10 protein-coding genes are annotated in these 13,748 nt (G+C 53.4%); all 10 read right to left on the reverse strand.

Annotated features, from left to right (window positions below; translation table 11 throughout):
* Positions 1 to 337 precede the first annotated feature (337 nt).
* Complete coding sequence (locus METAC_RS0110205; protein WP_156898168.1) at positions 338 to 1,843, reverse strand: SGNH/GDSL hydrolase family protein; 1,506 nt, start codon at positions 1,841 to 1,843, stop codon at positions 338 to 340.
* A gap of 16 nt (positions 1,844 to 1,859) precedes the next feature.
* Positions 1,860 to 2,786, reverse strand: a complete 927-nt coding sequence (locus METAC_RS26425; protein WP_210162540.1) for a hypothetical protein — start codon at positions 2,784 to 2,786, stop codon at positions 1,860 to 1,862.
* A 60-nt stretch (positions 2,787 to 2,846) separates the two neighbouring features.
* Positions 2,847 to 3,191, reverse strand: a complete 345-nt coding sequence (locus METAC_RS0110215; protein WP_026606952.1) for a hypothetical protein — start codon at positions 3,189 to 3,191, stop codon at positions 2,847 to 2,849.
* A 331-nt stretch (positions 3,192 to 3,522) separates the two neighbouring features.
* Complete coding sequence (locus METAC_RS26430) at positions 3,523 to 4,074, reverse strand: hyaluronate lyase N-terminal domain-containing protein (RefSeq protein ID WP_156898170.1); 552 nt, start codon at positions 4,072 to 4,074, stop codon at positions 3,523 to 3,525.
* Entirely contained in the window at positions 4,071 to 6,227 is a 2,157-nt protein-coding gene (locus tag METAC_RS0110220; RefSeq protein ID WP_036256302.1) for a phage tail protein, read from the reverse strand. Before METAC_RS0110220 ends, METAC_RS26430 begins: the two co-directional genes overlap by 4 nt.
* 462 nt (positions 6,228 to 6,689) lie before the next feature.
* Entirely contained in the window at positions 6,690 to 7,556 is an 867-nt protein-coding gene (locus tag METAC_RS0110225) for a DUF2163 domain-containing protein (protein ID WP_026606954.1), read from the reverse strand.
* A complete protein-coding gene (locus METAC_RS0110230; RefSeq protein WP_026606955.1) occupies positions 7,553 to 8,185 on the reverse strand; it encodes a DUF2460 domain-containing protein in 633 nt (210 codons plus the stop codon). Before METAC_RS0110230 ends, METAC_RS0110225 begins: the two co-directional genes overlap by 4 nt.
* A gap of 1,228 nt (positions 8,186 to 9,413) precedes the next feature.
* Entirely contained in the window at positions 9,414 to 11,699 is a 2,286-nt protein-coding gene (locus tag METAC_RS25805) for a baseplate megatron protein TIM-barrel domain-containing protein (RefSeq protein WP_084143566.1), read from the reverse strand.
* 3 nt (positions 11,700 to 11,702) lie between these two features.
* Positions 11,703 to 12,959, reverse strand: a complete 1,257-nt coding sequence (locus tag METAC_RS0110255; protein ID WP_026606959.1) for a hypothetical protein — start codon at positions 12,957 to 12,959, stop codon at positions 11,703 to 11,705.
* 465 nt (positions 12,960 to 13,424) lie between these two features.
* Complete coding sequence (locus tag METAC_RS23170; protein WP_051335508.1) at positions 13,425 to 13,748, reverse strand: hypothetical protein; 324 nt, start codon at positions 13,746 to 13,748, stop codon at positions 13,425 to 13,427.

The raw sequence follows: 13,748 nt of genomic DNA on the forward strand, positions 1-13,748 counted from the left end.
GGCGACCTAACGCCGCCATAAATCGAAATAGCCTGCCCATACACAGACGCGAAACTTCTGTTGAAGAAGTACGAATTCGCCTTTGACGAAATCAAACGCCTTGCAGATGACACCCTCCTTTGTGATCCCACCGTGGAAAAATGACGTATGACGCGCAAATCGACGCGCATCCTTTCACACAAGCCGACCGAAAAACCGAAAAACAAAATATCAATCAATCCGTCGCTCGCGCATTTCACATTTGGTCCGGCGGCAAAAGCATCCGGCTCAAATCGCCCCCCCCAACGCCAAGCGCCTACCCGAGAACCCTAATAATTCCGTCCGGCCTTTCCCGACCTCACGGCATCGCGCTCCAGATTGCTCCAAGCGCGCGGGCTTGGCGAAGCGCGGTCGCACAATGACCTGCAACTGTCCGATGAAGACCGCCGCTATCAATGTCGAAATCAGCGCCACCGTTGCCAGTTACAGTGCCGACCCGCCCAGTACCCGTAATGTCCGGACCAAGCGGATCGCTGGCGAGTGTTATGCCAAAAGTATTCAAATCGCCTCGCGCTTGCTGCTGCGTTACAGCAGCCAAAACCGCACTCTCGTTGCCCAGCTGAGCCGCTTGTTGCGCTGATGCATTCGAACCGCCTGTCAATGCTCCAAGGGAAATAATCGGCACCCCGGGAAAGGCCCCGCGCAAAGTCTGAAGCAAGGTCGACATCGCCGAATTAATTCCACTATTGCTGGCATAGCTCGTGTCGTTCGACGAAGGCTGAATTAAAATTCCAGCGATAGGTCTATGCCCATTATGGACTGCCAGATTCTTCAATGCGCGCGTTTGATAGTTCGCCGCCGTATTTGATGCAGTCGCGACAATGCCAGTCCCCGCTATCGAGTCGTTTACGATCTCAACGCCGAGCAAATTCTGCAATTGCAACGCATAGGCGTTCCACGATGCGGCGAGGTCATAGCCCTCACTTTGGCTGTCGCCTAGGAGATAGAGTCTCCGATTGTCCGCGACCGAAGGATAGGAGAGATTCGACGTAGGCTTGCATGACGCACTAACGACCCAAATCGGAGACGCAGTGTTTTGATTCATGCCAAAGGTGATTTCGATCTGATAAATCGACCGGCCGATGGTCGTCCCAAAAGCCTGCGCCGACGTACAATTCGTGAAATCCAATGTGACGTAGCGAAATCCACCAGCGACAGGTGTAAAAGCGTAGTCGAGCGGGACCCCATTGACGCGGATCAAGATCGGCCCTGCGCCAAAAAAAATGCCCTTAAATTCCAGTATGTCCCCTTCAAAATCCACTTGATAGCACGACTGCCAGGAACAATAGCCGCTCTCCCCCGCGCCCTTCCCACCCAAGTTTCCAGTGGACAACATCAAGTCCGTTTGGAAACCCGGAATGCCCGCCTGGTTTCCGTTCGAGAAAGGCGTGCCGCCAACGACCCGAAACACACTGGAGCGATCCGAAGGGAAATCCGGGTTGGAACCCGGCGGAGTAAAAGTTAGGCTCAACGCTGCATTGTGCGATGCAGATTGGGACACCACCGGCGCGGTCTGAACTCCCCAAAACGTCCAGTTAATCCCACCGTCGCTCACAGTGCCTGTGATATGCGTCGGCGGCGTGGTCCCTGCCGTCCCGCCAGACGCGGCGTAATAGACAAATCCACCGTTTGACACAACCTGACCGCCAGAAAATAAACCGCCTGCGATCCATGGTACGGAACCAACCAACCTTGTCGTCGAGAACAGCGGATTGCTCCTTTGCGCAGCGACATATGAACGCCGCAGCCAGCCGCCGGTCGTCTCCTTCGACGCACCATAACCTGAGGGTAAAATGCGAGACATTCAATGACCCTCCGCTTTAGCCTTCCCAAGCTGTAAATTGCTGAAATGCAGTCCCGCCGATCAGCGCAATCGCATTGCTCGGAATCCGCCCCCCCGCCTCGCTCCAACCGTCGCCGTTAGGTCCAAAGGTCGTCGTGCCGACCGCGCCGAAAGCTGCAGTCGCCCCAATAGACGCCCCGAGGTTTTGTGAGCTGCTCTCGTTTCGAAACATAAAATATTGACGACCCGAATTGCTGGAAAACACCGGAGTCGACAGCGGAGAAAAGGACATCAGGTTGACAGCGACGCCCGAACCCGATCCAGACGTCGACACCGGAACGATCGGATTTGTTTGCGGAGCGCCGTAAATCCCTGGCGCGCTTACAGTCAAAGTCGCCGCACCCATAATCAAATTCAGCTGCGCGCCCGCCAAGCTTCCGCCGCTAACCGGTTCTGCGGCCGGCGTGGTTGGATTGACTGTATATGATCCTGCGGCGGCTATGGACAGCACTGCTGTAATAGCCCCCCCGGCCACAGTGACTGACGCTTGAAATTTTATTCCCGTCCCGGTCGTACCGATGACCGTTTGCGTACCATTTGCGCCGCCGGTCCCGCCAGCCGCAACTGTCGCAGCAACGACTTGCGTCGTAGCAACGGTTAAAGCCGCTGGAGCAACGACGCCCGCACCAGTCGGCAGAATCAAAGTGTCCCCAGGGGAATAAATATGCCCCGCGGCGCCACCTGCTGTCTGAACCGTAGCGCCGATAACGCCGCCACGAATATATCCGGAACGATCAATTAAAGAAATGGCTCCGCCGGTAACTACTATCGCATTTGTCACACCCGGCGTAGTTTGATCGATGCCGCACTTTCCAACGACCTGCACGGGCGCTTGATCAGTGGCTAACGCGACCGACACGCTATTTGCAGTCACTGCGGGCGCATTTGGAAGCGTGTTTACCACAGCGCCAGATCCTGGCGTCACATTTAAAGTCGGCAATGCCATAGATATTACCCCTCGAGCCTAAGCAGCAACAGCGGCAAGCAAAGCCGAATTCGTCGCCTTGCCGAAATCTGCGACGCCCCCTCCAACTTCGCTTCCCTTTACCGATGACAACAAAGCTCCGTCAATTGGAGCGAAAATAATCGCCGCAGATCTAACAGGGGTCGATGCATAGACCGACGTCGTAGTCCATATCTCATCTTGCTCGCCTGCTGCGAACAGAATCCCAATTTGGTCTTGTCTCGGCGCCTCGCCGCCCCAATGCAGGACAATTGGATTCGCTCTGCCCTCAATTCGGAGCGAACCAATCCCTAGTAGGCTCCAAACACCCTGCGTTAAGAAAAGCACATTCGTTTCGATCGCCATCGGACTCTCATCTATGATCTAACTCAGCGGATAGAACACTACAACGCTATCCTCCGTCCCCGACGTCGACGCCCAAATCTGACTTGCGGTCCAAAGCTTCACTCGCTCATCTGGTCGAAGGCTAAACCCGACCGCTCCATCGGCAGGCGGAAGATCAGAAATTACATACCAGACCGGGGAGGACCGCGCTTGAAGCATAACCGGCCCAACTCCAATCAAGCTCCACACACCTTGCGCGAGCGATAAAAACGTCGTTGCAGCCATACGATATCCTAAGCAAAAGTGCGTACGGCTGAAATGCCGTGCGAGGACGCTAAAGACCTCGAAAACATTACGATGCCGGCGGATCGAATGTCGCGTAATGAATCGCGATTCTCACCACGCCCGCCGTGAACGCGCCGCCAATCGCGATGATACTGATTGCCGAGGGGAAGTACCACACTGTTGGGCCGATTAGCCCTGAGTTGGTCACTCCAGTCGAAGTCCCAATAGCGGAGCCAAATCGACCGTTCACAGACCCGAGTTCTCCTCCGGGCCCCGTCGTCGCATCGACATTAAATGAATTGGCGCCGGAAATGGACGTCAATACTCGTACTGAAACCGAAAAAACAAGGGATCGGCTTGGGATCTCCATGACTGACGAGCTCAACGCGCCTGAGCAGGTGACGGCTTCTTCGACGACCCAAAACTGAATGCCAGCCCCGTGAGGCGTGCGGCTGCATGGCACCTCACTCAACTTAGCGGCTGCAAAGCCGCCTGCTGTCACGCCATCTTGAACTAAAACCCGATTATTTGTTGTATCGACAAGAAGCTCTCCCGCCGCTCCGACATAGCCCGCAAGGAAGCCTGCGGCCTCCCGCCTACGTTTGACTTGAATGCTCATGCAGACGCTAACCCCAAATCGATTACGATGCTATATGGATCGGACGCCCGCCCCCAATCGTCAACAGAGTTGTCTGCGAGGCTTGCGAGCCCAAAATCCAGACTAGATCCTGAAATAAGGGCCGCGGTGACTTCGCCAATCATTCCCGCGCCCGTCGGCGTGTAACTATAGGTTGCACAATCGGCTAGATCCTGAATGCCTTGCCCAAATATGTTGACGCTTTGAAATTTGAAATAGAGCTTAATCCCGATATAGTTATTCATCAAATTATACTTAAAAATTGCGTTATCCAATCTAGCGAATGGCGCGCCACCGAGATGCTCCGACGGCGACGATCCAAAAAGCCCACGCTGAAGACCGGTAAGGCTGTATGTGTTGGCGCTAGTCAACACTGCATTTGCATACGCAATGAACTCAGTGTCTATAATGGATAGAGTCGCGCCATTGCGTGCGTCTAGGTCTGTCGACGGCGCCAACATTCCTCCGCTCTCGAGAAGTGAAACCGAAAGCACATCAGCGTTGTCTAGACCGCCGATGGCGGGCAATCTATTGATAAGATTGCCTTGGCGTGCAGGCCCATGGGTCGTTGCACCAATTAAACTATAGCTTGTATCATCCAATGAAACATAGATGTTCGCGCCACCCCAATTTGGGTCAACGCGCCCATTCGTTCCTCCCGAAAGCGCAACCCAAATCTGAGCGATGCCCCCCGTCAATGCTGCGGGCGGTTCGAGGATCAATGGAATGTTTACAGCAGCAGGAACAATAGAACTATTGTAAGCAACGCCTTGACCACTTTGAACGGAATAAATAGAAGCGGTTGCGGCCCCAAGCTCAAAATCCTCCGCGCTCACGGCGAGTACGCCGATGTCATCTTCCTCGACTGCGGTAATCCGAACCGGATAGCAATCCAAGCCGAGCGCGGGATCGGTCAGCGAAACGATGTCCATAGGCTCCAGCAGGCAATATTCAAATGTTAATTTGAATTGATAAGTGTTCCGTACAGCAAGACCGCGCTGCAGCATTAATTGAACAGCAATCTGACCGACCTCCGGATCGCAAATCTCATGGGCGGTAATGCTGGATCCTTTCCGCAGGCCGAATGTTTCAATTGAATTTTGGTCCCAAGCCTCAATCGGTAAAGGGCTATACTGCGCTTCTCTCTCCGCTATTTCCAACGCCAGCCAATTTTTCGCTGTAAATGGATCCGAGCGCGACACCTGCACGGGATCATTTTCTCCCGTGGCGACAAAGTCATCGTCGGTTAAGTTGTAAATTGGCGATATCTGTGGAGTATAAGTTGAAAGCTTTCCGGTTTGGAGTTGCCTTGTAATTTGCAAGTCGCCATAGGGAATAAATTTCAATTCTCCGCCCGACCATACTACAGCGGCATTTGTAAGCAACAACCATCGCGCAAGTATGCTGTTGGCAGTCTCTTGATTAACTAACGTCGGGGAAAGCGCGAGACCGGCTGCTCGACAATAGGTCTGATAGGATGCATCTCCTGACGCGCCCAATAGAGTCGATGCATTTATGCTTTCTGGTGGAAAGCCGACGCCATATTGTGAATTCGTCAGGAAGTCCTGCACAATAAGTGCTGGATCCGCATCCAAGCCGTTTACGACTGCAGAAGTAGATGGGAAGGATAGCACGCCACGTATTTCGAAATTTTCGGACGGCAGATTTGCACTCGAACCCAAATAAAATGCTGCTGAACATACATATGCTAGACCACCATAAGCGATTGTTTGGTCGGGAAACTGCGTTGAAAGAACCGACCAATACGGTTGTGGCGTGGAGCCGCTGAAGAATGTCCAACCTGCGGACGCCAATGTCGTGGAACTCGACCCGGACCAAATTGTTCCAATTCCTGCAATCGGACCTTCGCACAGACCTAGAATAGCTGAAACATAGTAGCTGTAACCCGATACCGTCTGCTTATTTGACGACCCGCCCTTCCCGCCTGAACCGGTGTTCGCCGAATATTGCGGCACGCCAAAAAAGCCGCCTTGCCATATTAAATTATAGCCACTCTTATTCGTTCCATAGACAATTGGAATTGGAACTCCGGCCGTTGCCGACTGTATCTGCAGTCCAGAATATTCATAGACCCATGCTTGTTTAGCAGCATTCGCCGAGCGCAAGAAACTCATTTTAATTATCTTCTTTTCGCACAACGCTAAAGAAGCGCACGCGGCGTTTGGAGTTACTCAGATCGGGATGAGTCCAGACAGGATCCTCGACAACAACGCGAGACGGCTGAAAAGCATGAATAATTGTCAATGGTTCCACATTCGAAACGATTCCGCCGTGTGAGTAGCACCTTCCCCAACGAAATACGCATATGTCACCTGACTCGGGTCGGGGGACTTCAGTGGCCCGCTCGTCGACGAAGCCTAGATATCTTTCGTCAGATCGATGCAAGTGCCAGTCGGCACTGTACGGCCTGGGATCAAATTGCGCCGTCAGTCCAAGGTCGACGTAGACGCGGACGAGGAGCATCCCACAATCAACCCCGACGCCCCGCACATCGGCGCAATTATGATATGGGGTTCCAATCCACTTCCGAGCCTCTCGTACGATAACTGATCTAGTATCCATGGCTAACTCGATAATTACAGGTCATATGTCGGTGGCGGTATGAATGGAAAGCCACGAAAATTGATCTGGTTATTGAATTTGGTCCGGCACGTAGATAGCGTGTGATCACATCCTTGATAGACTGTAAACGCGTCTCCGACAGTAGGTTGGTGCGGTAGCTTATTGCTTAGCGTCAAAGAGCCAGCTACCGCTGCCTTGATGTTCGCCGTCGCACCTATATTTGGACCGGAAGTGAACGCAATCGTTCCTTGGGCGTATTCTGCCGCGGCAGCCGACCAATTGATTATCGTCGGCGTAGAGCCAGCACCGACCTGACCCATAGCGCCAAAGGCACTTTTAATGAGCGTGCAGCCAGAATCATAAAGCTTATGTTGACAACTTGGCGAATATATGTTGCGCGGCATCTCGATGTCGAGGAGCACTAAATCCGAGTTCACGGTCAATTGTGCCGTTGTACGCCCAACGTTATCCACCGCTCCGACCCGTCCTTTAAATAGGACAACGCTACCTATCGGTGGTTCAGTCCACGTTTTCAGAAACGCTCTCTCCCGCTGGATTAGCGCGCCGTCAAAAATCCCGTTGCGGACAGCTTGCATAAACGGGATGCCGCCCAGGGTGTCAACGGTCCTTGCAGAAATCGTAATTTGCTGTTGATCCACCTCAAGCCCGACGCTGCTCTTCAATCTCAAGCCGTCAATGAGGATTGAATTCGCTTGATATATTGCGCCATTTAGCGCAATTGACACATCGGCGTTTGTAACGGTCAGTATTAGTCCGTTTTGAAGCGTCAAAGTAAAGCAGTCGCCGACAAGTGCAGTTATATCACAATTCGAACGTAGTACGCCGAGAAATTCGACTAGATCTGGCGACGCGCTTCTCATGGCCTCACGCTTCGAAATTTCACAGAGGTGGCTTGCCAGAGCCCATCCATTATCTGTTGAAAGTCACTTTGATCATCCGCAAATCTACACAAATACGCAAAAGCGAAGCTTGCACTAACAATATGACCTTCCTGCGGGGCGATTGAGAACGCTATCATATTATTTGAACCGTGCGGCGCGTAGATTGAGTAATCTGTGTTAGCAACCACCGTATCATTGTCGTAAATTGTGGCCGGCGGATTGCTTAATACCCAACCTACCGGCTCCGTGAACCCTCCGTAGGTCCGGACTAAGACAAATGTTGTCGATATTCTATCTCCAGTTGCGATGATTTGCCTATCAGCAAGATGATCGGACGGGTCGACGTAGAGAAACGTACCATATTGGCCTTGACATTGCAGGTAAAGCCCGAGAAGGGCCTGCAGAGAATTGGCGCCTAAGCCAGGAAATTTGCCCGCAGAATCGAGGGCATCGAAGGTCATTTCAAATTCATAGAGGGGATAGGCGTAGAACGGTACGCGCGCTTCGCGACCAGAGACGTGCGAAGCGACTCTGGTAGAAAATGTTGGCCGCTTTGTTATCGACCATCCCTGACCCGGCAACATCGGGAAATTTGGCGGCGCAGTCAATCAAGCACCGCCGGCGCGGCATTTGAGCAATCCCCGATCGCGCAGCGACTCGCAACAAACGCATCACCGTAGTCGCTCTTATCGACGTAAGAATATTGCCCGAAGGCACTCAAGATTACCGCGATAGATTCCTTAACCACGGAGCCTTCCTTGTGCGTGAGAGACTTATAGATCCACAACCTGTAATATCAATCCAGTGTGCCGAATGTCTCGTACAAGTGTAGCTGAATACGTTCAAATAGGCGCCGTTAAAAAGGCCTCATTCAGTAGGTTATCCTTCGCCCGGAGCACGACGGGACGTCGCCCGAACTCAACGCACGATTTGAACCGCCGATTTCAAAGGCGACATAATTTCGGGCGTAACCGATCCATTCCGTCTAGGTCCTGTTGACCAATGGCTCCATAGCCGGATCTCGATAATTTGGAAGAAACCAAGATAATTGGCTGGGGCTTTGGCATATCGGATCGCCCGGCTACGCGCGTTCTTGTCCTTGTGAAGCAGCGTTCGATGTCGTTGCGCGAGGTATAGTCCTAGCCAGCGACCTAGATTTGGCTTTGCGCTTCCTGCGCGTAACGACGGTCGCGGCGCCCTTGTCCTCTAGCGTTTCGCGAATACGATCGGAATTATTGCAGCCATCTGCGATTGATATTTGGCTACGGCCCGACCGCGTCCCTCAAAGGGTCAAAGCGCGAATAATCCAAGCCCTAGCCTGCAATGATCTCTGCGGCTAACAGCAGTCCTCGCCGTTCCTAGGGAGGTGACTCTTAGGCGTGAAGTCGCCTCTCAAGCGCCCAAGACCTGACGCGAGGTCCCTTTAGCGCCTACGGCGCAGTGATGCACCCGGACGATGGCGCCATGATCGTCTGGACTCTCTCGCCGACGCCTTCAGTCTCGTTCAGAGGCTCAAGCAGAAGGTCCCGCAATCCGCGGATCATCCAGCGTCGGAACTGTCGATAGGACGACGACCACTTGCTAAAATGTTCATGCCGGCCGAGATGGTGCAGGCGATCCAGACAATCCCATCCGGAAAAGGGCGATGATCTTTAGGGCGTCGCCCGCAGTGTATGCCGCGAACCGTCACGAAGGACTCAAAATTGGCCCATTCCTCATCTGACATCAATCCTCGAACCAGGGCCGCTGCCCGCCGAAACGGATATCAAATCAGAAACTTGTCCTAATGGGACTCCTTTCTGTCAATAAAGCCTAGGCTCGGCAAGCCATGTAATCCTACTCGCCCTTCACGCTGCGAAATTTAATTGCGCCGAGTGCTACGAGGCGTTCCATGAATTCTTCGTAGCTTTCGCCCTCATCATCCAAGCGACATGTCAGCATCGTTATGCCGTCATGCTCGATTGGCGCCGGAAATAGAAACGGACGATGTCGACCAAAATGCATCGCGACGAAACCGATGACTTCTTGCAGCTCAGCGTAAGGCGGGTCCATTCGTAATAGATCAAAGCCGATTTCGATGTTAAATATGGGCGTCGACATACGACTAAGAAGACACTGCCTTCCGGACGCATGTCTTGTTATAGCGGATGAAAATTGCGGTTGATAGCGCACGCACCAGCCGCGCCCAACGAAAGTAGGAAATTGAAAGTACGATCCAAGCTCCGGAGGCGGATCAGGGATTGGCATCTCTGTTGGTGGCGACTTTCCAGTGAGCCAACTTCCGCCTGACCAATTGCTCCCGTCCGCCCACACATCAGATCTGACGGGAAAGATCGGAAAAGGCCGAGCGTCCCAATTCCAAACCGAACAAAATTCGGGCTGGATCATATGGATGCTATCTACGACGGGATTATTGCTCGGCACATCGGTGAACCAATATTCGTGGAAGGCCTGGAGCGCCAAGCTTTGAAGAACTAAATCAGTTCGCGGCAAATAGCCAGCCCCATCCGCGGAATCCCAGATAGACCAATAAGCGGTGGCGCTCTCCGATGATTTTGCATCGAAAAAGGCATTGGGCTGATTTGTCGATCGGTCTGTACTCGCGAAACCGTATTCTGTGAACGCTACGGATTTCATATGGGCAAACCAAGCAGTTGTCTGGCCTTTCGGGCTTTCTCCGGCGCCGTCACCGCTATCATAGAGCGCTCTATGAGAATTGCTCCACCACCACCGAACTTGCTTTTGGGCCAGTATCTCCTGATTTGGATAATAGCGATTTCGCGCCTGCGTCAGACGATCTCCGTCGACGCACGAAACACGAAGATCAGTTCCAAATGGATCAAGACCAACTCCCTTGTTGCGCGAGTTGACATAGAACCAATTAAACCGCTCGCCACCCTCAATATTTGCTTTCAGATATTCCTTCGAGTAGAGCGTGGGAGCGCCAGTAAGGCCGAGTCCGATCGAAAGGGGATCGGCCGGAGGCCAAATTATCGGCGCGGAATCACACCAAAGTCTCGCATCGAGACCGCCAGAACCCGTCGTCCAATCCGACATCGGTAGATAATTGTCAAAACAAACGAGATCGATATTCGGACTAGACCAAAGCGAATCTAGATGTGGCCACAATCCAACCGACGAAGCTGGGTTCGACAACGAATGGTCACATCCCATCCAAGTCGACCAATCAGCTGCGTAGCTGATGAGGTTGTGTAGTCCAGCTACGTTCTTCGTCAGACCCGCCTCGTCAAAAATTCCTCTGACGTCGTCGGACAATTGCGATAGGCCGCCAACGAACGGATAATCCCATGCCGCATGACTGTTCTCATCGACCGTCCCGGCAGCGCTCCATCCTGGGCCTCGAATCGTCTCGAGCCCGCGGAGTTCGGAACCGAGAAGAAATAGGTCAACGCCACCTGCAATGACGCACAGATTTGCGTAATGCAAAATCATACGCCTATATGTATAATTAGAAGGCGGTCCAGAATATCCGACCGTTAAATTCATTGTGTCGCGACTAAACTCTGATGGCGACGCCATCCCCAGAAATTTGGCGACGGCTGAGGCAGCAGACTCCGAGATATCAGGGCCGCTATAGGCAATCCTTCCACGCCAAGGCAACCCCTGGCAGGTCATCAATATGAACGGATAGAAGACGATCCGAAGGCCCCGCGATCTCAGTGCCCGAATACAGCGTACGATCGATTGGTCCGAAGGCGTTCCACCGTAGATAAACGATTCTCCATTCATTGGAAGCGGAATTATTTCCTGCGATAGTTGCGTCAGTTCAGAACATCGCCATACGTCACCGACCCAGTCGTTCCCGCTCCACTTCTCAAATCCACCGCCTATATATGTCGTTGACGGAAAAATCTTGCAATTCTCTACATCGGTCGAATTTCCAAACCACGACACTACAATGGCAACGGTGATACAGCTAGGGAACGCGGCTTGAAGCTGATCAAGCGCAAGTTCGATATCGCCTCTATCCGGCCCTTCGCCGCCATAAGCATTGATCAACTCGAAGGCCGATGCATTCGCTCGATGGCCTCGGTAACAGATAGTGTCATAGGTGAACTCTCCAGTCGACGGGAGCAGATTCACGCCATTGACAAACTCCATATTTCACACCGTCCCGAGCTTGGTTAGGCCAAGATGTGAACCAGTTCGCACGCTCTCATTGATTGAACGCAATATTGTTTTGCCGTGATCTTTAAAGAACTGCTTTAGGCCCATTGCGTCTACGGCTTGAATATTGAAATTTGTGGAATTATGCACATGCACAGCGCCAGCCGCGCCGCCACCGCCTTCCAATGCACTACGAAGCGCTGCGGCAGGGCCCGCCGGGACAATCATCTCGCCTTGATGCACTGCAGCAATCATATCGCTCGGAAGACTCCAAGCGCCTACGGCAAAGGATGCTAGCCCCCCGGCTGCACTGGCTACCGTCGCTGCGCCCGCCGCAGCTGGCCCGGCCGCTCCTGGTCCCATGACCGGAGCCAAAAATCCAAAAATCCCAGCGAACGTTTCCGCCGCCGACGCACTAATGCTACGCAATACCGCCGAGATCGTCTCCGCGGCAGACGCTGTCGACGCGGTCGCCTCAAGACTTGTTCGTGCAGATGTTCCGGCAGCGACCGCCGCAGTCTTACTCGCCTCACTAGACGCCGTGACGCTCAATTGCGCGACAGCTCCCGCCGTCCAATCACCCACCATTTTTATCTTCGCTTGAAGAAACGACTGAATGATAGCCAAGCACACCTTTTGCGCCGCCTGGGCCAGCGTCTGCTGCCCTTGGATCATTCCCATGATCGATGTGGACGCGCTCGCACCAATTTGCTCAAAACTCCGACGATAGTCTCCTGCAATCTCCCCGTTGACTCGGCGCATGATATCCAGTTGGCTCAGCGCCGATCGGCTGGATAGATCCACAATGGCGCGCTGATTTTCGGCAAACTCGTTTGCTTTTTCTTGCCCCGAAAACCTCGCTGCCTCCAATCGGCGTCGATCGAGATCTTCCTTTTCTTGATCAAGAGCTAGCAAACCCGCCAGTTCCGCTTGCCGCGACATCTGCCCTAGTCTGCCCGATTCGATCGTGATCGCGGACTGCTGCTGCAATCCCTCCAGTGCGCTCTCATAGCGTGCTTGCTGAACTCTACGTGCGTTAGCTAATAGCGCCTCACTATTCGATTCATCATCCGAGGCCATCTGGACACCGCCCCCGGCAACCGCCTGAGATAGCGATGCAAACGACGCTTGGGCCTGTGAGGCGCCACTGCGCAATGTCCCGACCGTAGCATCTACCGCACCCGCCGCCTGTTGCATTCCCTTCTGCAAATTTGAAATATCGGCGATAAAGCGGATTGTTACATCATCGGCCATTCAGCATCGTCCTTCTATAAGACCAAACAAACTAACGGACGCCGATGCACCGCCTTAAGCGTTGATTGATACGTAGCAAATCGCTTATGTGAGCATCGCGACCGTCGACGTCGCGCCAGCGGCATCGCAATGACCAATGCACTGCACAAAAAATCGGGACCCGATCACCTTTTTGTCAACGCGCCCGCACAAATCCCTCAGGGAAAGCCGCCACGAGCGCCCCAACGCCGCTAGGATCACCTTTGCTTCGGATTGATGACGTCGGCTCTTTCGCCTCGATCCGATAGACACATTTCAATATCTCATGGACAGGCGGCGAAGTTCTCCAGTAATCGAATAGAACCCGCACATCATGAAGCGTCATATCGTCGATTTGCGACGGCGCATAGCCACATGCCGTCATTAGTCGGGCATAGATATAGTTAAAATCGATGCGGGCGGACGGACCAGATCCACCACACCCGCCTACACTCCCCCCGGCGCAATTCCCCCAGATCTTTCTTTGTCTCCCTGCTCCGATTCAATAAAGCCGCCAAGTCGAAGAACAGCGCCCATCGCCAGCGCAATATCCGACGCCGTCGCCTCGATCTCACCCAGCGCGCGCGCCGCTTCCGGATGGTCGCGCCTCAAGCCGATAGCCACAATGGCGACAGCCGACTGAACGCTGCATCTCGCGCCTCCATCCGCACTCATCAAAAATGGCTCAATCTCCTGAACTTGACACAAATTTAGCGGACGAACCAACCATTCATGTTCGCCAAGACGAATTACCTCGGGCTGCGGACGCAT

Origin of the sequence: Methylocapsa acidiphila B2, assembly GCF_000427445.1 — a bacterium.
Taxonomy (GTDB): Bacteria; Pseudomonadota; Alphaproteobacteria; order Rhizobiales; family Beijerinckiaceae; genus Methylocapsa; species Methylocapsa acidiphila.

Excerpts from the sequence above, each read along its gene's own strand:
- METAC_RS26430 (WP_156898170.1), bottom strand. The coding sequence starts at position 4,074 with ATGAGCATTCAAGTCAAACGTAGGCGGGAGGCCGCAGGCTTCCTTGCG.
- METAC_RS23170 (WP_051335508.1), bottom strand. The coding sequence starts at position 13,748 with ATGCGTCCGCAGCCCGAGGTAATTCGTCTTGGCGAACATGAATGGTTG.
- METAC_RS25805 (WP_084143566.1), bottom strand. The coding sequence starts at position 11,699 with ATGGAGTTTGTCAATGGCGTGAATCTGCTCCCGTCGACTGGAGAGTTC.
- METAC_RS0110255 (WP_026606959.1), bottom strand. The coding sequence starts at position 12,959 with ATGGCCGATGATGTAACAATCCGCTTTATCGCCGATATTTCAAATTTG.
- METAC_RS0110215 (WP_026606952.1), bottom strand. The coding sequence starts at position 3,191 with ATGGCGATCGAAACGAATGTGCTTTTCTTAACGCAGGGTGTTTGGAGC.
- METAC_RS0110205 (WP_156898168.1), bottom strand. The coding sequence starts at position 1,843 with ATGTCTCGCATTTTACCCTCAGGTTATGGTGCGTCGAAGGAGACGACC.
- METAC_RS0110220 (WP_036256302.1), bottom strand. The coding sequence starts at position 6,227 with ATGAGTTTCTTGCGCTCGGCGAATGCTGCTAAACAAGCATGGGTCTAT.
- METAC_RS0110225 (WP_026606954.1), bottom strand. The coding sequence starts at position 7,556 with ATGAGAAGCGCGTCGCCAGATCTAGTCGAATTTCTCGGCGTACTACGT.